Here is a 20,023-nt window from a genome sequence, read left to right as displayed (position 1 = left end):
GGCAGGGCCATTCAAGGCGAAGGGTGTGAACAAAGGGATCTGGCTGTCTGTTCATCCGAGTGCTAAAACAGCAGGTTGTATCCACTTTTGGTGTATTCAGATGGACTTATCCACTCTTTCCACTGGGTTTTCCACCGGAATTGTGAAAAAAGTCCCGGTTTTCCCACGATGTTTTCCACTTTTTCCACTGAGTTTTCCACATTTTCCTGTGAAGCGGTTTATACATGGTGTATTGTACCGCGTGGATCTTTGCGAAAATCAGGGGAATTATGGGCCTTTGCACCTTTTTTCTGAAAGAAAGTCAAACCCCAAAATTTACTTTTTACAGCGGGCAAAAAATCTGCTCATTGAATTTCTCCCCGTTGGAATGAAGGAGACGGTAGTTTTCCACACCCGTTTTCTACAAAAATCGACCTGTGGAAAACAGCGGGAAAACTTGAGTTTTCAACAAAAAGAAACAGCCCTCTCAGGCAAAGCCGTCAGGCTTTGACTGAGAGGGTTGCTCCTATAAAATCAAACGTTACATCATATTCCGGAACACGATCTGCGCGATCTGGAAGTACAGGATCAAGCTGCAGGCATCCACGATGGTGGTGATGAAGGGGGTCGCCATGATGGCCGGGTCCGCACCCAGCTTCTTGGCGGCAAGGGGCAGCATACCGCCCACCAGCTTTGCCAGGATGACGCTGAAGAACAGCGACACGCTGACGACGATGGCGTAACCCATCACATTGTCATACTGACCGGCAAAGATGAAGGTGTACATCAGGTAGATGCGCAGACCGTTCACCAAGCCCAGCACCGCACCCACGATCGCGGAAACGCGGAGTTCCTTGGCCAGCACCTTGAGGAAATCGGCGGGTTCTACCTCGCCCAGCGCCAGACCGCGCACCATCAGAGTGCTGATCTGGTTGCCGCAGTTGCCGGCGGTATCCATCAGCATGGGCATAAAGGAGACCAGCAGGGGCAGGCTCACAAAGGCTTCCTCGTAATGGGTGGTGACCATACCAGTAAAGGTGGCCGACAGCATCAGGATCAGCAGCCAGGGGATGCGCTGCTTGGCGTGGGTCCAGACACTGGTGCCAAAATAAGTGGTGGCCTCATCCGCAGGCAAAATAGCAGCCATCTTCTGCATATCCTCGGTGCTCTCATCGGTCAGAACATCGATTGCATCGTCGATGGTGATAATGCCCACAAACATACCCTCATTGTCCACAACGGGCATTGCGGTAAAGTCGTAGCGCTGCATCTCACGGGCCACGAACTCCTGGTCATCCGTGACCTTCACGGTGACCACGTTGTCGTCCATAATATCGACCAGCGGGGTATCAGGGTCTGCCAGCAGCAGGTCACGGGCAGAGACAACACCCATCAGGCGGTTGCGCTCCACAACATAGTTGATATAGATGGTCTCGGCGTTCTCGCCCTGCCGCCGGATGGCATCCAGCGCCTGCCGGACATTCATCTCTTTTTTCAGCCGGACATATTCAGGGGTCATCAGGCTGCCGGCCGAGCTCTCGGGGTAGTTCAGCAGCTTGTTCAGGCTCTCGCGGGTCTGCTTGGAGGATTTCTCCAGCACCCGCTTGACCACGCCTGCGGGCATATCCTCCAGCAGGTCGGCAGCATCGTCCAGGCTCATCTCCTCAATGGCGCTGACCAGCTCCACGTCGGAGAAGGCATTGACCAGGTCATCCCGGGCTTCATCGGACATATAGGCGAAGGCCTCGGTGGCCACTTCCTTTTTCAGCAGGCGGAACACCACCAGACGGTTGTTCTCGTCCAGCTCCTCCAGCAGCTCTGCCAGGTCGGCAGGCTGCTCCTCCTCGGTGACCTCACGCAGCTTGACGTACTGCTTTTTTACCAGCATCTTGAGCAGGCGGCTCTTGGTCAGCATCTCGGGGTCAGCCTTGACCTCATCGTCCCGGGCCTCCTCTTTCTCGGCCTCCCGGATGTCCTGCTTCAGGTCCTCTGTAGCTTCCTCGTTCAGATCTCTGGCCAGCTTCTGGCGCACCTCGTCCGGGATATCAGCGGGCAGCTCCTGCACAGGCAGGGCAGCCTCGGTCAGTTCGTTTTTCTTTTCTTCCATTTCCATTTTGCGTACCTCCTACCGTATTCCGGCGGTTGGTACAGGGCAAAACAAAAAGCGCCGCCAACGGCCCGCATCCACCCCTTGCCGGGGCTTCCACGCGCACAAAGCCGCGCCCTTTCTCCCCGCTGAGAAGTGCCCGAACAGCACCTCTTACCGGGCAAAAAAGGCGAACGCAGCCTGCTCCATGTCCCGTCCTATCGCACCAAAACCGCATCTTCGACTATGATCCGGGTCCATTGTCCTGCGTTCACCTCCTAAAGATCTTTTCCACCTTTTATTATAGCGCCGCCCAAAAGGTCGGTCAACCCTAAATGCACCGAATCAGGCGGGAATTTCCACCAAAACACGCAGAAAGCCCCTTCCAGTGCTTGCGGACCACTGAAAGGGACTTTCTGTTTGGATATTGCCTTGGTGTGAGGAGGAATCATGTACAAGGAATCGGTTGCGGCCCCGGTTCCTTATGTCAGTAGTATAGCACCAAAAGCACGGGTTTGCATGAAAATCCTATGAAGAAATTGTAAAATAGCGAGAAGATATTTTTATCGCACTCTTGACAAAATGGGATATATCATATATTATAGAAATAGGATATATCCCATAGAGGAGGGCTGCCGCTTGGAATGTTACGATGTAGACTTCTACCATAAGGAGAATGGCGACTGTCCGGTAGATGATTTTCTGGAATCCCTTGACACCAAAATGCGTGCAAAAGTATTGGGTGCTGTCGCACTGCTGGAAGCCAACGGACCACAGCTGCGGGAGCCCTACTCCAAATTTATTGGGGACGGAATTTTTGAGATCCGTGCTAAGCAGAGCAGCAATATCACACGTGTTCTGTATTTCTTTTACATTGGAAAGCGTATTGTTCTGACCAACGGCTTCATCAAGAAAACGCAAAAAACACCATCAGAGGAAATTGCCCTGGCCAAAAAATATCGTGCAGACTATCTTGAACGAAAGGAGAAGATATCGTGAGTGATTTTCGGAATTTTCTCAACAAACAACTGGAAGACCCTGAATTCAAAGCGGAGTGGGAGGCACTTCAGCCAGAGCTTTCGCTGGTACAGGCAATGATCGATGCCCGGAAGGTAAGCGGCCTGACCCAGAAGGAGCTCTCGGAGCGTACCGGCATTGCTCAGGCAGACATCAGCAAGCTGGAAAACGGCAACGCAAATCCTTCTCTGCGGACGCTGCAACGCCTTGCCGCCGGTATGGGAATGCAGGTCAAAATTGAATTCATTCCTGCTCCCGCAAAATAGTATATGGATGAGAGAACCGCTGTATGGAACATTCCGTACAGCGGTTTCTGTTTCCTTACACAAAAATACGCCCCGTTCACTATAAAGTGAGCGGGGCGCTAAAAACGGATTCGTTTTTGACTGCGGCAAGATCCCTGCAGGGCAGGTCTTATGCAGCAGGCGGAGCAAGGTATCTGTTGCCAGACCTTATGCTCCTGACACACGCGGGGTGTGCTTTCAAGGACCCTCGCGGGCGCTTTGGTATTTCAAACACCCTGCCCGGCGCGGTTCGCGGGCCGCAGCGGGCGAGGGAATGAAATCAGAAGTTTGCGCAAATGCTCGTTTGCACGTTCATCATGCTCTGTTCAGGGCGGCGGGGCCGCAGTTTCGCACTGCTGCGTTGCGCAGTAATCGCCAGTGCGGAGCAGCCGCCTTGCGGACTAGGGTGCCGCTGCGGCCATTGCCAGCCATTGTTCAGAAAACAGGATTACTTGTACAGCTCGACCAGACGGGTCAGGTGCTCGTAACGATCGTTTGCAACCTGCTCGTTGCGTGCGAACAGAGCCTTTGCACGCTCGGGGAATGCACGGGTCAGGCGGCTGTAACGGGTCTCGTTTGCCAGCAGTGCCTGATACTTCTCGGCATCCACAGCCTTGGAGGTCAGGGTGAAGGGGTTCTTGCCCTGAGCCTTGTTGGCGGGGTTGAAGGTGAACAGGTTCCAGTAACCAGCCTCAACTGCCTTCTTCATCTCGTTCTGGCAGTTGGTCATGCCGCCCTTCACACCGTGCAGCTCGCAGGGAGCGTAGCCGATGATCAGAGAGGGGCCGGGATAAGCCTCAGCCTCAGCGATTGCCTTGACAGCCTGGTTCATGTTAGCGCCCAGAGCGATCTGAGCAACATAGATGTAACCGTAGGTCATTGCGATCTCGGACAGGCTCTTCTTGCTGATTTCCTTACCAGCAGCAGCGAACTGGCAGACCTCACCAATGTTGGAAGCCTTGGATGCCTGTCCACCGGTGTTGGAGTACATCTCAGTATCGAAGACCATGACGTTGACATCCTCGCCGGAAGCCAGGACGTGATCCAGGCCGCCGAAGCCGATGTCGTATGCCCAGCCGTCACCACCGAAGATCCAGACGGACTTCTTGGCGATGAACTCCTTGCTCTTCAGGATCTCAGCGGACTCGGTGCAGCCAGCGGCAGCAGCCTTCTCCAGCTCAGCGATCAGAGCCTTGGCGGGTTCGTCGTTTGCCTTGGTGTTGTTCTTGGTCTCCATGAACTTGTCGAAGGCAGCCTTCAGCTCAGCGGAAGCCTTGTCAGAACCAGCAACCTCAGCAATGCGCTTGATCAGGTTCTCACGAACGGTCTTCTGGCCGAGGTACAGGCCCAGACCATGCTCAGCGTTATCCTCGAACAGGGAGTTGCACCATGCAGGACCATGGCCGCTGTCCTTGTTGACGGTGTACGGAGAGATGGAAGCGGTACCGCCCCAGATAGAGGAGCAGCCGGTAGCGTTGGAGATGTACATCTTCTCGCCGAACAGCTGAGTGATCAGGCGAGCGTAAGAGGTCTCGGCACAGCCTGCGCAGGAGCCAGAGAACTCCAGCAGGGGCTGGTTGAACTGAGAACCAATGACGGTGTCATCAGCAAACTTGCTGGGCTTCTTGGAGATGTTGGCGACGCAGTAGTCGAAGACTGCCTGCTGATCGGCCTGGCTCTCCTGAGGAACCATAGTAATTGCCTTGGTGGGGCAGACGGTGACGCACTCGCCGCAGCCCATGCAGTCCAGAGGAGAAACAGCCATCACAAACTTGTACTCGTTTGCGGGGCGGTTGTCACGGCTCTTGGTCTGAGCAGGAGCAGCTGCCAGCTCGTCAGCGGTCAGCTGGAAGGGACGGATGGTAGCATGAGAGCAGACGAATGCACACTGGTTGCAGCCGACGCACTTGGAAGCATCCCACTCGGGAACGTTCACAGCGGTGCCGCGCTTCTCGTATGCAGATGCGCCCTGCTCCCACTCGCCGTTTGCATTTGCAACGAAAGCGGAAACGGGCAGGCTGTCGCCGTCCATACGAGCGATGGGCTCCATGACATCACGGATCTGCTTGACCAGCTCCGGACGGCCGGTGAGAGCCTTGGGAGCGGGATCAGCCTCGGGGTTGGACCAGGAAGCGGGAACGTCGACCTTGTGGATCGCGTCAACACCAGCATCGATGGCCTTCCAGTTCATCTCAACAACGTCCTGGCCCTTCTTGCCGTAGCTCTTCTGAGCTGCCTGCTTCATGAAGTTGACAGCGTCCTCGATGGGCATAACGTCAGCCAGCTTGAAGAAAGCGGACTGCAGGATGGTATTGGTGCGCTTGCCCATACCGATCTCGATTGCCTTATCGATGGCGTTGATGGTGTACAGCTGAATGTTGTTGTCAGCAATGTACTTCTTGGCCTCAGCGTTCAGGTGCTGGCCCAGCTCCTCATCGGACCACTGGCAGTTGATCATGAACACGCCGCCGGGCTTGACATCCTGGACCATCTTCATGCCCATGTGGATGTAAGCGGGGTTGTGGCAGGCCACGAAGTCAGCCTGGTTGATGTAGTAGGGGCTGCGGATGGGCTTGTCGCCGAAACGCAGGTGGCTGATGGTCACGCCGCCGGTCTTCTTGGAGTCATACTGGAAGTATGCCTGAACATACTTATCAGTGTGGTCGCCGATGATCTTGACGGAGTTCTTGTTTGCGCCGACAGTACCGTCGCCGCCCAGACCCCAGAACTTGCACTCCTTGGTGCCAGCAGCTGCGGTGATGGGAGCGGGCTTGACCTCGGGCAGGGACAGACCGGTGACATCATCGGTGATGCCCAGAGTGAAGCGCTCCTTGGGCTGATCCTTCTCCAGCTCCTTGAACAGAGCGAAGATGGAGGACGGGGGAGTGTCCTTGCTGCCCAGGCCGTAGCGGCCGCCGGTCAGAACGACATCGTTCAGGCCAGCCTCACGCAGGGTAGCAGCAACATCCAGGTACAGGGGTTCGCCCAGGGAGCCGGGCTCCTTGGTACGATCCAGAACTGCAACCTTCTTTGCAGTCTTGGGCAGGACCTTCAGCAGAGCGGAAGACACCCAGGGACGGTACAGGCGGACCTTGACGATACCGACCTTCTCGCCCTTGGCGTTCAGGTAATCGATGACTTCGTCAGCAACGTCGCAGACAGAGCCCATAGCGATCATAACACGGTCAGCATCGGGTGCGCCGTAGTAGTTGAACAGATCGTAGTTGGTGCCCAGCTTCTCGTTGATCTTGGCCATGTACTTCTCGACCACTGCGGGCAGTGCGTCGTAAGCGGAGTTGCAGGCCTCACGGTGCTGGAAGAACACGTCGCCGTTCTCGTGGGAACCGCGCATCTTGGGGTGCTCGGGGTTCAGAGCCTTGGCACGGAACTCCTCAACAGCCTCCATGTTGCACATTTCCTTCAGATCAGCGTAGTCCCACTTCTCGATCTTCTGGTACTCGTGAGAAGTACGGAAGCCATCGAAGAAGTTCAGGAAGGGAACCCGGCCCTCGATTGCTGCCAGATGGGCAACAGGGGACAGATCCATAACTTCCTGCACGCTGCTCTCGACCAGCATTGCGAAGCCGGTCTGGCGGCATGCCATAACGTCGCTGTGATCACCGAAGATGTTCAGGGACTGGGTAGCAACGGTACGTGCAGAAACATCGAACACGCAGGGCAGCTGCTCAGCAGCGATCTTGTACATGTTGGGGATCATCAGCAGCAGGCCCTGAGAAGCGGTGAAGGTGGTGGTAACAGCACCTGCACCCAGAGAGCCGTGCACAGCGCCGGCAGCGCCGGCCTCAGACTCCATCTCGACGACCTTGACCTGGTTGCCGAAGATGTTCTTCTGACCGGCTGCGGACCACTGGTCCACAGAGTCAGCCATCGGAGAAGACGGGGTAATGGGGTAGATAGCAGCCACGTCCGTGTAGGCGTATGCTACATGAGCGGCAGCGGTATTGCCATCCATGGTTTGCTTTGCTCTAGGCATTTTTCTTCCTCCATTGTTCAGAATTTGGTACCTTTTGCGCGGGGCAATCGCGCCCCGCTGGGGCCGGAGAACCCCAAAAGGCACTATTGCTCATATATTATATTAGCAAATTCCGCCCTCAAAGTAAATGCAAACCCACTGGCAAAACGCAACAAAATTTCAAGAAATTTTTTGGTGCTTTTTTACGCTTGTGTTTTTTGTTGCATCTAACCTGACAGATTATTAAGAATACGGCTTTTTTGCTGTATTTTTCTTAATTTATCCTCAATTTTGAATTGACAACCGGCGCTTTGTTGCCGTAAACTTGAACCAGCATCATTATCATCTGGAAAGGACGCAAATACGATGGACGCTGCACATTTTGAAAAGACGCTCACAAGTGAGGTGCTGTTCGAGGGCCGGGTGGTCACCCTGACCAAAGATACCGCCCTTTTGGAAAATGGAAAGACCGCCACCCGCGAGGTGGTCCACCACCACGGCGGGGCCTGCATCGTGCCCTACTTTGAGGACGGCACCATCTGCATGGTGCGCCAGTTCCGTTACGCCATGCAGCAGGAGCTGTGGGAGCTACCCGCCGGCAAGCTGGAAAAAGGGGAGAACCCCTTTGAAGCCGCTAAGCGGGAACTGGAGGAGGAGTGCGGCCTGACCGCCGACAAGTATACCTCCCTGGGCGAGTTCTACCCCACTGTGGGCTATGATACCGAGATCATCTACACCTGGGTGGCCACCGGTCTGCACAAGACCCGGATGCATCTGGATGCGGACGAGTTCCTGACCCCTGACCGGGTACCGCTGGCCCAGGCCTATGAGATGGTGATGCGCGGCGAGATCAAGGACGGCAAGACCATTGCAGGCGTGCTCAAGCTCAAGGCCCTGTTGGACGAGGGCAAGCTGTGAACATTCTCTACGAAGATACTGCCCTTGTGGTGCTGGACAAGCCCGCCGGGCTGACCAGCGAAGAGGGCGTGCCCGCTGCCCTGCGCCAGCGGTGGGGCAGGCCGGATGCATACGTTGGGGTCATCCACCGGCTGGACACCGGCGTTTCAGGGCTGATGGTCTATGCCAGAACACCCGGAGCCGCAGCGGCTCTGACAAAACAGGTGACGGAGAGCCAGCAGGCCTATGCCATTCTGGACGGCAGGGCAGAGGCTGGCCCCGGTGCACCGGCACAGCCCTGCTTTCTTAAAACATACCGGGCCGTGATCGCAGGCGGGCCGGACGAACAGCTGCCGCCTGAGGGCATCCTGCGGGACTATCTGTTCAAGGACAGCCGAAAGGGCCGGGTCTTTCCGGTAAAGCGCCCCCGCAAGGGAGTGCGGGAAGCCGTTCTGGAATACCGCATCGTAGAGACGGCACCGGACGGTTCCCTGAGCCTTGCGGAGATCACGCTCCACACCGGGCGGACACATCAGATCCGGGTGCAGTTTGCCTCCCGGAAGCACCCGCTTTACGGAGACGGTAAATATGGCAGCCGGTTCAAAGGGGACATTGCCCTGCAGAGCGCAGGGCTGCAGTTCGTCCACCCGGAAACGGGGGAGAAGATGGAGTTTCAATTGGAGAAACCGATTAAAGCGCCGTGGGAATTAAACCCCTCAGTCATCTGCGGTGACAGCTCCCCTAGGAGTGGAGCCCTTGGCATAACGGGTAACTTGTAAAACTTTACGAAACGCCAGAGCCGCCCCTACCAGTGGCGGTGGCAATGCGAAGCATTGACGGTGGGGTTTAGGAAGGGTGATATTATGGAAGAGTACAAGACCGACGCTGAAATTTACGCTGTACTGGAGCGGGAGATCATCGACCTGACCCTGCGGCCGGGCAGCTCATTGAGCGAAAACCCGCTCTGCGCCCGCTTTGGGGCACCGCGTTCCATGATCCGGGTGGTGCTGCAGCGGCTGCAGGAGAACGGGCTGGTAAAGATCGTGCCCTACAAGGGTACCACTGTGACCCGGCTGAACCGTGAGATCGTGGATGAGCTCATCTACGAGCGCACCGCCGTGGAAGCCCGCGTCCTGCGGGACTTCTCGCCCAAGTGTACGCCGGAACAGCGGGCGCTCATCCGGCGGCGGGCCGATGCCTACGCCGCGCTGGCCCGTGCCGAGGAGATCGACTACAACAAGCTCTATGAGGCAGACCGCCTGCTCCACGAAACATGGTTTGCCGCCATGGGAAAAATGTATCTCTGGCGCACCTTACAGAACGCCCACGCCGATTACAGTCGCTTCCGGATGCTGGACACCATGACCAGCGGCGGGCTGGACGAGGTGATCGCCGACCACCAGAACATCATTGCCGCCATTGAGCGGTGTGATCTTGCCGCCTTTGAGCCGCTGGTGGAGCGCCACCTCTACGGCGGCATCCGGCGGCTGGGCTCTAAGCTCACCGAGGAATATGCCGACTACTTTGAGCCGGAAAAATAATGCACCCTTAAAAATGTTCCACGGGGAACAAAACCGGCACAGCGCCTGCCTGACGCTGTGCCGGTTTTCTTTGCCCCTTTTTCAGAAGAACACGCCGGAGAGGAAGATCTCCAGCCCAATGCCGATGAGGATGACACCGCCCAGCACAGAGGCCTTGCCGGAGAGCTTTGTGCCGAACTTTTTGCCGATGCGCAGGCCCGCCATGCAGAGGAAGAAGGTGACGACGGCAATGATGCCGGAAGCCGTCAGCGCCATCAGCCAGCCATACTCCGCAATGGTAAAGCCGACCGAGAGGGCATCAATGCTGGTGGCCACGCCCTGCATGAAGAGGGCACCGGCGCTCAGCGCGGCGGCTTCCTCGGTTTCCTCGCCCCGGATGCCATCGATCAGCATCTTGCCGCCGATATAGCCCAGCAGGGCAAGGGCGATCCAGGGGATGAACGTTTCAAAGGAGGAGAACATCTCCACGATGGTATGGACGCAGACCCAGCCTGTCATGGGCATCACGGCCTGAAACACGCCAAAGGTGCCTGCAATGATGCACATCCTTTTTCGGGACATGCCGGGGTCATGCAGACCGTTTGCCATCGAGACCGAAAACGCGTCCATGGCAAGGCCCACGCCCAGCAGTGCGCTGTTGAGAAAAAACAAAAAACTCCATTCCATAACTGAATGCCTCCTGAATCTGACCAAAATTACGGTGCGGCAAAAACAAAACCCGAGATCGGCGCGCGTGCACGTCCGGTCTCGGGTCATTTTTTACAAATGAACTCCATGTGTTGGGCGTGGTACTCCGCACCATAACACATGAGTCTCGCAAATGAAAGCAAGCCAGACAGCGGTGCTGTCATTGTGTTGACTTGCTGCGCCGTCTGCAAACAGCGCCTGCTACTCCCCCATGGGATTTTGTGATTGTTTCGTTAGTCTATCATATTTTCTGATAGAAGTCCAGGCTAACTTTTTCGCCCTCGCTTTGCTTGGCTCCCCTGCTAGGGGAGCTGGCGCAAAGCGCCTGAGAGGTTTTGCTTTTGGGGAGAAGAACCTCTCCGTCACGGCTGTGCCGTGCCACCTCTCCTAGCAGGAGAGGCAAGACAGGCTCAATCCTCAGCCGGTGCCTCGGAGGCGGAGGCCTCATCGGCTGCTTCCATGGCGGCCAGCTGCTCTGCGGTGGGCTCATCGCCCTCCTCAGCCTCTACTGTCTCGGTCTGGGCTTCATCGTCGTGGTCGGTACGGGCCAAAACCATGACCTTATCATTCTCGCCCAGACGCATGACACGGACACCGGAGCCGTAGCGGCTCTGCACCGGGATCTCATTGGCGTGCAGGCGGATGATGATGCCCTCCTGGCTGCTCAGCAGCACGTCATCCACATCGTCCACGATCTTGACAGCGGCGACCTTGTCCTTGGAGGCATCGTAGTTGCGGATGCCCTTGCCGCCGCGGGCGGTGATGCGGTAGGTGTCGATGTCGGACCGGCGGCCCTTGCCGTTCTCAGTCACGGTCAGGATGGTGGCGTTCTCACGGCAGATGCAGACACCCACGACCTCGTCGCCCTCGGCCAGCTTGATGGCGCGCACGCCGTGGCCGCTGCGGCCCATGGGACGGGCATCCTCCTCATTGAAGCGGATGGCCTGACCGTTGCGGGTGGCAACGATGAGCATATCGTGGCCGGAGGTCAGTCTTGTCCAGGCCAGCGCATCCCCCTCATTCAGGGCAATGCCGATCAGGCCGGACTTGCGGATGTTGGCGTACTGCTCCAGCGGGGTGCGCTTGATGAGGCCCTGCTTTGTGACCATGGTCACAAAACCACCTTCGTTGGCCGTATCCTTGCTCTGGCAGAGCATGTTGGTGACCTTTTCGCCCTCGGCCAGCTGCAGCAGGTTCACGATGTTGGTGCCCTTGCTGGTGCGGCTGCCCTCGGCGATGGTGTAGCCCTTGATGCGGAACAGGCGGCCCTTATCGGTAACGAACAGGACATAATCATGGGTGGAGCCCACGAACATCTCCTGCACGATATCCTCTTCCTTGCGGGTCATGCCGGAGATGCCGCGGCCGCCGCGCTTCTGGGCCTGATAAGTGGCCTTGAGCTGGCGCTTGATATAACCGGCCTCGGTCAGGGTATAAACGCACTGCTCCTCAGCGATCAGATCCTCGATATCCACCTCGCCGGTCACAGTCTCGATCTCGGTGCGGCGGTCATCGCCGAAGCGGCGCTTCATCTCCAGCAGCTCGCTCTTGACGATCTCCAGCACGCGGGCATCATCGGCCAGGATCTCTTCCCAATCCCGGATCTTGGCGTTCAGGGAGCCCAGCTCTTCCTCGATCTTCAGGATCTCCAAACCAGCCAGACGGCCCAGCTGCAGCTTGACGATGGCATCTGCCTGCGGGTCATCAAAGCCGAACTGCTCCATGATGGCAGCCTTGGCCTCGCTCATGCCGCCCTTGCAGGCACGGATGGTGGCAATCAGCTCATCCACAATGTCGGTGGCCTTCTTCAGGCCTTCCAGAATGTGGGCGCGTTCCCGGGCCTTTTTCAGGTCATACTGGGTGCGGCGGCGCACCACCTCGTCCTGGAACTCCACATACTTCTGGATCATCTGCTTCAGGGTCATCACCTTGGGCACCTTGTGGTCGATGGCCAGCATGATGACACCCACGGTATCCTGCAGCTGGGTGTACTGATACAGCTGATTCAGGACGACCTGGGGATTGGCATCCTTGCGCACATCGATCACGATGCGCATTCCCTTGCGGTTGGTCTCATCGTTCAGGTCACTGATGCCCTCGATCCGCTTTTCCTTGACCAGGTCGGCAATGTTCTCAATGAGACGTGCCTTGTTGACCATGTAGGGGATCTCGGTCACGATGATCTGGGCGCGGCCATTCTTCTTTTCCTCAATGGTGGCGCGGCCGCGCAGGGTGATCTTGCCGCGGCCGGTGGCATAGGCAGCACGGATGCCGCTGCGGCCCATGATGATGCCGGCGGTGGGGAAATCAGGGCCCTTGATGTGTTCCATCAGGCCGGGCAGGTCGATGTCCGGGTCCTCGATATAGGCCACACAGCCGTCAATGACCTCGCTCAGGTTGTGGGGCGGGATGTTGGTGGCCATACCAACAGCGATGCCCTGACTGCCGTTGACCAGCAGGTTCGGGAAACGGCAGGGCAGAACGCTGGGCTCCTTCTTGGTCTCATCAAAGTTGGGGTCCCAGTCGATGGTATCCTTGTCGATATCGGTCAGCATCTCCACGGCCATACGGCTCATGCGGGCCTCGGTGTAACGGTAAGCAGCCGGGGGGTCGCCGTCCACAGAACCAAAGTTACCCTGACCATCCACCAGCGGGTAGCGCAGGGAGAAATCCTGTGCCAGACGGACCATAGCATCGTAAACGGATGCGTCGCCGTGGGGGTGGTAGGAGCCCAGCACCGCACCAACGGTGTCGGCGGATTTGCGGTATGCATGGCTGGGGTCGTTGCCGCGCTCATGCATGGTGTACAGGATGCGGCGGTGGACAGGCTTCAGGCCGTCCCGCACATCGGGCAGGGCGCGGGACACGATGACTGACATGGAGTAGTCCAGGAACGCGGTCTCGATCTCCTTCTTGACATCGCGGATGATCTTTTTGGTACCGCTGCCCGGTATCATCACATAATCTTCTTCCATTGTTTCCTCCAATTACACATCCAGCTTCGCATACTGGGCGTTGGTCTCGATAAAGCGGCGGCGGGGCTCCACCTGGTCGCCCATCAGGATGGTAAAGGCTTCATCGGCCTTTTCGGCATCCTCAATGGTGATCTGTACGATGACCCGGTTATCGGGGTTCATGGTGGTCTCCCACAGCTGTTCGGGGTTCATCTCACCAAGGCCCTTATAGCGGTTGACCTTTGCGCCGGGCATCTCCTGCGAGAGGATGGCCATTTCAGCATCGTTGTAGGCGTACTTGATGGTGTTGCCCTTCTGCACCTTGAACAGGGGCGGCTGAGCGACATAGACATGGCCCTGCTCGATGAGGGGGCGCATATAGCGGAAGAAGAAGGTCAGCATCAGGGTGCAGATGTGAGAACCATCGACATCGGCATCGGCCATGATGAACACTTTATCATACCGCAGCTTGGAGATATCGAATTCCTCGCCGATGCCGCAGCCCAGAGCCAGCACCACGGGCATCAGCTTATCGTTGCCGTAGATGCGGTCCGCACGGGCTTTTTCCACGTTCAGCATCTTGCCCCACAGGGGGAGGATGGCCTGAATGGCGGAGTCACGGCCCATCTTGGCAGAGCCGCCTGCAGAGTCACCCTCGACGATGAAGATCTCGGTGCGGGTGGGGTCTTTTTCACGGCAGTCGGCCAGCTTGCCGGGCATCCGGCTGGTCTCCAGCGCACTCTTGCGGCGCACCAGCTCCCGGGCCTTTTTGGCAGCGGCGCGGGCGCGGGCTGCCTGGGTGGCCTTTTCAAAAATGGCCTTTGCCACGCCGGGGTTCTCCTCAAAGAACTCCATCAGCTTGGTGTACACCATGTTGGAAACAAGGGTACGGATCTCGGTATTGCCCAGCTTTGCCTTGGTCTGGCCCTCGAACTCTGCCTCCTGCAGCTTGACGGAGATGACGCAGATGAGGCCCTCGCGGACATCGGAACCGGAAAGGTTCTCGTCCTTATCCTTCAGCAGGCCGTGGCTGCGGCCGTAATCATTGAACACACGGGTCAGGCTGGTGCGGAAGCCCTCTTCATGGGTGCCGCCGTCCGGGGTGTTGACGTTGTTGGCAAAGCTCAGCAGCAGTTCGTTATAGCTGGAATTATACTGCAGCGCGATCTCGGCCATGCCCCGCTCGGTCTGGCCCTTGAGGTAGATGACATTGGGGTGGAGCACCTCCAGATTGCGCTTTTCGCCCAGATAGGTGACAAAGCTCTTGATGCCGCCCTCATAGCACATGACCTCGGTGCGGTAGCAGGGGTCGCCCTCCTGGCCGTCCTCCAGAACGGGGGTATAGAGCTCCCGCTCATCGGTCAGGGTGATCTTGACACCGGCGTTCAGGAAGCTCTCCTCGCGCAGGCGCTTTTCCAGCGTCTCGAAGTTATAGACGGTGGTGTCCTTGAACATCTCGGGGTCGGGCTTGAAGGTAACGCGGGTGCCGGTGACCCCCTCGGCCACCGTGCCCAGACACTTCAGGGGGCCGTCCGGGTCGCCGCGGCGGAAGGTCTGCTCGTATTCATGGCCGTCGCGGCGGACATTGACCGTCAGCCACTCAGAGCAGGCGTTGACCACGGACGCGCCGACACCGTGCAGACCACCGGCCACCTTGTAGCCGGAGTTCTCGCCGCCGAACTTACCGCCTGCGTGCAGGATGGTATAGACGACGGTGACGGCGGGCAGACCGGTATCGGCCTGGATATCCACGGGGATGCCGCGGCCGTTGTCGGTGACCTGAATGATGTTATTCTTTAAGATCTTGACCTCAATGTGGTTGCAGTAGCCAGCCAGCGCTTCATCAATGGCGTTGTCCACGATCTCGTAGACCAGATGATGCAGGCCCCGCTCACCGGTGGAGCCGATATACATGCCGGGACGCTTGCGCACGGCCTCCAGACCCTTCAGGACCTGGATTTCGCTGGCATTATACTCATGGTCGGTCGCGGTTTCCACATTGGTGCTGGTGATGATTTCCTCTGCCATATCCTTTCTCCCTTTACTTGATATTTTTTCAATCGATTGGATCGTTGTTGATTTTTTCAGAACGGCATTTCGGTGCGCCGCTTCATGGCCGCGCTGGACAGCTCCGAAAGATAAACGGTGTCCACAGGGGCATCGGCCAGAACATAACACTGGGGCAGGTCATCCGAAAGGCTGACCACGGCCCCATTCTTCTGGGCATAGTTGAGAAATTCCCGTCCCCGGGGGGAGACGGTGGTGGTCTCCAGATTGAAGATGCCGATGATATCACGGTCATTCAGGACATAGTCCCGGCCCAGATGGATATACATTGCGTATATTCTCCCGCAGATGCAGACTGCATATTCTGTTGCATTTTCCGCATTCTATACAATGCAGTGATGCAACATTTCTCCATTTCAGATTCTGCTCAGGACACCGCCGTTCATGCGGTAGACCTCGCCATCCGTTTTCAGGAAGGCCGTATCGTCACAGCTGGTAACGAAGGTCTGCTTTTCCCGCATCCGGGTCAGCAGATACTGCTTGCGGCCATCATCCAGTTCACTGAGCACGTCGTCCAGCAAGAGGACGGGGTGCTCCCCGGTGATGGCAGCAGCGGCGGCGGCTTCGGCCATTTTCAGGCTGAGCACCACGCTGCGCTGCTGCCCCTGGCTGGCAAACACTCTGGCGGGCTGGCCGTCCAGCAGCAGTTCCAGATCTTCCCGGTGGGGGCCGCACAGGCTCTGCCCGGCCCGGACTTCCTCATTCTGGCGGGCTTTCAGCAGGGCTGCCAGACCACCCGGCTCAAACTGGGCGGCATACCGCAGCTCCATCCGCTCCGCCCCATGGGAAAGCTCCTCGTAATTGGCACAGGCCAGCGGGGCCAGTCGTTCCAGGTAGGCCCGCCGCCGCTGCTGGATGGCTTCCCCCTGCGCGGCAAGCTCGGTGTTCAGCACCTCGAGCAGGGCCATTTTTTCAGCGTAGGGACGTTCCTGCCCGGCAGGGGAGCGGCGCAGCAGCGCGTTTTTCTGCTGCAAGGCCCGCAGATAGCGGCGGTACACGGTCAGGTAGCCGGGGTAGAGCTGACAGAGGGCGGCATCCAGAAATTTGCGCCGCCCCTCGGGCGCTCCCTTGACCAGGCTCAGGTGGCCAGGGTCGAACACGACAGCCGGAAAACTGCCGGCAAGCCCTGCTGCCCGCCTGGGGGCTGCCCCGTTCACCGAGGCGTACCGCCCGGGCCGCTGGGAATCCGGAGTGCCCACCGTCAGCCGGACACGGTTCGGCTCGTCAGGCTCCTGTTCCTCCTGCTGTGCCCGGAGTGTGGAGGCTTCCAGCACGGCAAAGGGCTCGCCCCGCCGCACCAGCTCTGCATCCTTGCCGCCCCGGAAGCTCTTGCCGCCGGTCAGCAGCCAGATGGCCTCCAGCAGGTTGGTCTTGCCCTGGCCGTTGTTGCCGCAGATCACGGTCAGCTCCCGGCCCGGGGTCAGGCTTGCCGATGCGATATTGCGGTAATTCGTTACTTCTAAGGAAAGCAGGCGCATGGTTTACTGGCCCTGTCCCACTTCCACGGTCTGGCCGTCCAACTCGACGACATCCCCGGCGCGGCACTTTTTGCCCCGCATGGTGCAGACCTCACCGTTCACCTTGACAGCACCGCCCTGCACCAGCTCCTTAGCTTCGCCGCCGGTCTCACACAGGCCTGCATATTTCAGCAGGGCATCCAGCTTGATAAATTCCGTATGGATGAGAATTTTTTGCATTTTTATGCCTCTCAATCATTCTTGAAGCGGACAGGCAGGACCAGATACAAAAAGTCGCTGCCCTCGGTAGGCAGAACCTTGACCGGGCTCAGCGGGCCGCTGATCTCCAGCTTGACCTGCTCGGTGCGGGCGTTGCGCAGGGCATCCAGCAGATAGCGGTTGTTGAAACCGATCTCCACCTCATCGCCCTCGCACTGCGCGTTGAATTCATCCACCACGCGGCCCAGATTGGTCTGGCAGCGGACCACCACTTTACCCTCTGTAAAACTGATGCGGAGGGGATTTTTTAAACGCTCTGTAATGATCAGGGAGGCACGCTCGATGGTCTCGATGAACTCCTTGGTGTCCAGAACCACGCTGGTGCGGCTGCCATTGGGGATCACGTTGTGGTAGTTGAGGAACTCGCCCTCGATCAGGCGGCTCATGATGGTGTAACCGGCAGTGGTGAACACCACATAGCGGCGGTTGGCGGAGATGTGCACGGTCTCCTCGTCGTCGTTGGCCAGCAGATGGGAGACCTCGTTCATGGTCTTGCTGGGTACGATGATACGGATCTCCTTTATGGCTTCCACCGGCCGCTCCACAATGGCCAGACGGTAGCCGTCCAGCGCAACAACGGTCAGCTTATCCGGCGAGATCTCAAATAATTCACCGGTATGCGCAGGTTTTTTTTCATCCTGACTGACGGCGTACAGGGTGCGCTCGATCATATCACGGAGTACGCCGGTCTTGATGTTTAGGGTCTCCTCGGCACCGGTGTTGGGCAGCTCGGGGAAATCGGTGGGGTTCATGGACTGGATCTCGAACTGTGCCACGCCGCTCTGGATGGTGGTTTTTCCGTTTTCGGCAGATTGGATGTTGATTTGGCCGGAAGGCATCCGGCTGACCATGCTGCTGAGCAGCTTGGCGTTCAGCACCACCTCGCCGGGCTCTTTGACATTGGCATCAATGGTGGTCACGATGCCCATTTCCAGGTCGTAGCCGGTCAGGGTGAGCTGGAAGCCTTCGGCTTTCAGCAGGATACCCTCCAGTACCGGGATGGTGGAGCGCAGGGTAACAGCTTTGGAAACGCCGTCAATGGCTGCACTCAGCAGGGTCTTATCGCAGATGATGTTCAATTGCGCGTCTCTCCTTATTTTGGATTCAAGTTTTGAGGTTCTTTCTCCCATAAAACAGGGACAAAACCTTCAGATCTATATTGAACTTGTTGTAGTATTCGTAGTAGGGGCTGGGGAAGATGTGGAAAAGTCGGAAAATGTGTGGAATGGTGCGGCTCCGTGGTTTTCCACCGGATTGTGAATGCAGTGTGAAAGACTTGTGGAAAGGGCTGGAGCCGCTTTTCTTTCCACGGCGGGTGTGCAAAACAGAAGTTGAATGTTGAAAACTCGGTGGAAAGAGTGGAGAACTTTGTCGTCCGAACACAATATCTTGTTCTGTTTTTCCGGATTCCCCTGCATTTCTCCCCATATTTGGGGTTTTATCCCCTACGAGAGTATGACTTTTGCCCCTGTTTTCCCGTCAGGCCTTGACGTTCTTGATGATGTCGCTGACGGTTTCACGCAGGTGCTGGTCGTTCTTCATGTCCCGCTCCATGGTCTTGAGGGAGTAGACGATGGTGGAGTGGTCACGGCCCGAGAATTCCCGGCCGATCTCCTCCATGCTCATGCCGGTGACTTCGCGCAGGATATAGATCGCCACGCGGCGGGCGGATGCAACGTTGGCGTTCCGCTTGGTGCCCCGGATGTCGGCAGGGGAGACGTTGAAGGTGCGGGAGACCTCGCCCACGATCTTCTCGATGGTCACGGGCACGGGCTGGGTCTCGTTGAGGATGTCCTTGATAGCATTCTGTGCCACGCTGATGACAGGCTGGATGCCCTCCAGCATGTAGTAGGCGTTCAGCTTTTTCACTGCGCCCTCCAGCTGGCGGATGTTGTTTTTCAGGTGGTTGGCGATGAATTCCGCCACATCCTCGGGCAGATCCAGGTGGAGCAGCTCGGCCTTGCGCTTGACGATGGCCACGCGGGTCTCGAAATCAGGCGGCTGGACATCGGCGGTCAGGCCCCATTCAAAGCGGGTGCGCAGGCGCTCTTCCAGGCTCTTGATCTCCTTGGCCGGGCGATCAGAGGCGATCACGATCTGCTTGTGGGCATCGTGCAGGGAGTTGAAGGTGTGGAAAAACTCCTCCTGGGTGGATTCCTTGCCGGCGATGAACTGGATATCGTCCACCAGCAGCAGGTCGGCCACGCGGTATTTCATCCGGAAGTCCTCGGTGCTGCCGGCGCGGATGGCGGCGATCAGCTCGTTGGTGAACTGCTCGCAGGTAACGTACATGATGACGAAATCGGGGTGGGTGCGCTTGATCTCGGTCTGGATGGCCGTGAGCAGATGGGTCTTGCCCAGACCGGAGCCGCCGTAGATGAACAGCGGATTATAGGCTCCGGAGGGGTTGGCCGCAACCGCCTGCGCCGCAGCAAACGCAAACTGGTTGGAGGGACCCTTGATGAAGTTCTCGAAGGTGAACTCGTAATTGCCCTGGGGCGAGGCGGGGTTTGCCTCGTACTGCTGGGCCAGCACCACCTCATGGGGCGGGGTGCTGGGCACCACCAGCGTGATGTCCACGTCAAAGCCCAGCACGGTCTTAAAGGCCTCTTTCAGCAGGCCGAGGTAGCGGTCAGTGACGATCTTGCAGATGAAATCGTTGCGCACCGACAGGGTGATATGGCTCGAGTCCTCAAAGCTGATGGGCTCAAGTCCGTCGATGTAGAGATTATAGGTCGGCTCGGCCATCTGCGTTTTGCAGTATGCCTGGGCGGCCTCTAAAACGTCCTTGAAAGAATCCAT

The 20,023-nt window shown here is 57.7% G+C and carries 16 protein-coding genes; 6 read left to right on the top strand and 10 right to left on the bottom strand.

Translation table 11 applies throughout. From position 1 onward, the window contains the following. Nucleotides 1–25 precede the first annotated feature (25 nt). Nucleotides 26–490 carry a hypothetical protein gene (locus MTP42_RS00080; protein WP_249257678.1) on the top strand — a complete coding sequence of 155 codons (465 nt, stop codon included), beginning with the start codon at nt 26–28 and terminating at the stop codon, nt 488–490. A 30-nt stretch (nt 491–520) separates the two neighbouring features. On the opposite strand, the gene mgtE is transcribed toward MTP42_RS00080, so the two are convergent. Next, nucleotides 521–2,092 carry a magnesium transporter gene (gene mgtE, locus MTP42_RS00075; RefSeq protein WP_249257677.1) on the bottom strand — a complete coding sequence of 524 codons (1,572 nt, stop codon included), beginning with the start codon at nt 2,090–2,092 and terminating at the stop codon, nt 521–523. A gap of 612 nt (nt 2,093–2,704) precedes the next feature. Between mgtE and MTP42_RS00070 the strand changes: the two genes are divergently transcribed. Next, nucleotides 2,705–3,064: a type II toxin-antitoxin system RelE/ParE family toxin gene (locus tag MTP42_RS00070; protein ID WP_097773086.1), complete on the top strand. Its 360-nt coding sequence runs from the start codon at nt 2,705–2,707 to the stop codon at nt 3,062–3,064. Next, nucleotides 3,061–3,348: a helix-turn-helix domain-containing protein gene (locus tag MTP42_RS00065; RefSeq protein WP_097769886.1), complete on the top strand. Its 288-nt coding sequence runs from the start codon at nt 3,061–3,063 to the stop codon at nt 3,346–3,348. Before MTP42_RS00070 ends, MTP42_RS00065 begins: the two co-directional genes overlap by 4 nt. A 466-nt stretch (nt 3,349–3,814) precedes the next feature. Here the strand turns inward: MTP42_RS00065 and nifJ are convergent, their stop codons facing one another. Further along, nucleotides 3,815–7,360: a pyruvate:ferredoxin (flavodoxin) oxidoreductase gene (gene nifJ, locus MTP42_RS00060; protein ID WP_249257675.1), complete on the bottom strand. Its 3,546-nt coding sequence runs from the start codon at nt 7,358–7,360 to the stop codon at nt 3,815–3,817. A gap of 345 nt (nt 7,361–7,705) precedes the next feature. On the opposite strand from nifJ, the gene MTP42_RS00055 reads away from it, so the two are divergent. The 3 genes from MTP42_RS00055 (at nt 7,706) to MTP42_RS00045 (ending at nt 9,777) form a co-directional block, all read left to right on the top strand. Beyond that, entirely contained in the window at nt 7,706–8,257 is a 552-nt protein-coding gene (locus MTP42_RS00055) for an NUDIX domain-containing protein (protein WP_249257673.1), read from the top strand. Continuing rightward, the gene (locus tag MTP42_RS00050) at nt 8,254–9,015 is read left to right on the top strand and encodes an RluA family pseudouridine synthase (protein WP_249257671.1); all 762 of its coding nucleotides are present in this window, start codon (nt 8,254–8,256) and stop codon (nt 9,013–9,015) included. Before MTP42_RS00055 ends, MTP42_RS00050 begins: the two co-directional genes overlap by 4 nt. An 84-nt stretch (nt 9,016–9,099) precedes the next feature. After that, entirely contained in the window at nt 9,100–9,777 is a 678-nt protein-coding gene (locus MTP42_RS00045; protein WP_156059241.1) for a GntR family transcriptional regulator, read from the top strand. 81 nt (nt 9,778–9,858) lie between these two features. Here the strand turns inward: MTP42_RS00045 and MTP42_RS00040 are convergent, their stop codons facing one another. From MTP42_RS00040 to dnaA, 8 genes are all read right to left on the bottom strand, one after another. Further along, complete coding sequence (locus MTP42_RS00040; protein WP_249257670.1) at nt 9,859–10,443, bottom strand: manganese efflux pump MntP; 585 nt, start codon at nt 10,441–10,443, stop codon at nt 9,859–9,861. A 431-nt stretch (nt 10,444–10,874) separates the two neighbouring features. Continuing rightward, a complete protein-coding gene (gene gyrA / locus MTP42_RS00035) occupies nt 10,875–13,439 on the bottom strand; it encodes a DNA gyrase subunit A (protein WP_005929111.1) in 2,565 nt (854 codons plus the stop codon). Between the two features lie 12 nt (nt 13,440–13,451). After that, nucleotides 13,452–15,446 carry a DNA topoisomerase (ATP-hydrolyzing) subunit B gene (gene gyrB, locus MTP42_RS00030; protein WP_005929115.1) on the bottom strand — a complete coding sequence of 665 codons (1,995 nt, stop codon included), beginning with the start codon at nt 15,444–15,446 and terminating at the stop codon, nt 13,452–13,454. A 56-nt stretch (nt 15,447–15,502) separates the two neighbouring features. Further along, nucleotides 15,503–15,754, bottom strand: a complete 252-nt coding sequence (gene remB / locus MTP42_RS00025; RefSeq protein WP_098924010.1) for an extracellular matrix regulator RemB — start codon at nt 15,752–15,754, stop codon at nt 15,503–15,505. An 87-nt stretch (nt 15,755–15,841) separates the two neighbouring features. Further along, on the bottom strand, nt 15,842–16,963 hold the full coding sequence (recF, locus tag MTP42_RS00020; RefSeq protein WP_097773090.1) for a DNA replication/repair protein RecF: 1,122 nt from the start codon (nt 16,961–16,963) through the stop codon (nt 15,842–15,844). Between the two features lie 3 nt (nt 16,964–16,966). Continuing rightward, nucleotides 16,967–17,182 carry an RNA-binding S4 domain-containing protein gene (locus tag MTP42_RS00015; protein WP_005929126.1) on the bottom strand — a complete coding sequence of 72 codons (216 nt, stop codon included), beginning with the start codon at nt 17,180–17,182 and terminating at the stop codon, nt 16,967–16,969. An 11-nt stretch (nt 17,183–17,193) separates the two neighbouring features. Continuing rightward, nucleotides 17,194–18,300 carry a DNA polymerase III subunit beta gene (gene dnaN / locus MTP42_RS00010; protein WP_097773091.1) on the bottom strand — a complete coding sequence of 369 codons (1,107 nt, stop codon included), beginning with the start codon at nt 18,298–18,300 and terminating at the stop codon, nt 17,194–17,196. A 400-nt stretch (nt 18,301–18,700) separates the two neighbouring features. Further along, a complete protein-coding gene (dnaA, locus tag MTP42_RS00005) occupies nt 18,701–20,023 on the bottom strand; it encodes a chromosomal replication initiator protein DnaA (protein ID WP_005929139.1) in 1,323 nt (440 codons plus the stop codon).

It is taken from the genome of Faecalibacterium sp. I2-3-92, assembly GCF_023347315.1.
GTDB lineage: Bacteria > Bacillota > Clostridia > Oscillospirales > Ruminococcaceae > Faecalibacterium > Faecalibacterium duncaniae.
The sequence above is the reverse complement of the archived record's forward strand: the minus strand, read 5'-3'. Positions and strand labels throughout refer to the sequence as shown.

Bases quoted from the DNA above. Each gene is read 5' to 3' on its own strand.
- mgtE (WP_249257677.1), bottom strand. From the start codon at position 2,092: ATGGAAATGGAAGAAAAGAAAAACGAACTGACCGAGGCTGCCCTGCCT.
- nifJ (WP_249257675.1), bottom strand. From the start codon at position 7,360: ATGCCTAGAGCAAAGCAAACCATGGATGGCAATACCGCTGCCGCTCAT.
- MTP42_RS00055 (WP_249257673.1), top strand. From the start codon at position 7,706: ATGGACGCTGCACATTTTGAAAAGACGCTCACAAGTGAGGTGCTGTTC.
- MTP42_RS00045 (WP_156059241.1), top strand. From the start codon at position 9,100: ATGGAAGAGTACAAGACCGACGCTGAAATTTACGCTGTACTGGAGCGG.
- MTP42_RS00040 (WP_249257670.1), bottom strand. From the start codon at position 10,443: ATGGAATGGAGTTTTTTGTTTTTTCTCAACAGCGCACTGCTGGGCGTG.
- gyrA (WP_005929111.1), bottom strand. From the start codon at position 13,439: ATGGAAGAAGATTATGTGATGATACCGGGCAGCGGTACCAAAAAGATC.
- gyrB (WP_005929115.1), bottom strand. From the start codon at position 15,446: ATGGCAGAGGAAATCATCACCAGCACCAATGTGGAAACCGCGACCGAC.
- remB (WP_098924010.1), bottom strand. From the start codon at position 15,754: ATGTATATCCATCTGGGCCGGGACTATGTCCTGAATGACCGTGATATC.
- recF (WP_097773090.1), bottom strand. From the start codon at position 16,963: ATGCGCCTGCTTTCCTTAGAAGTAACGAATTACCGCAATATCGCATCG.
- MTP42_RS00015 (WP_005929126.1), bottom strand. From the start codon at position 17,182: ATGCAAAAAATTCTCATCCATACGGAATTTATCAAGCTGGATGCCCTG.
- dnaA (WP_005929139.1), bottom strand. From the start codon at position 20,023: ATGGATTCTTTCAAGGACGTTTTAGAGGCCGCCCAGGCATACTGCAAA.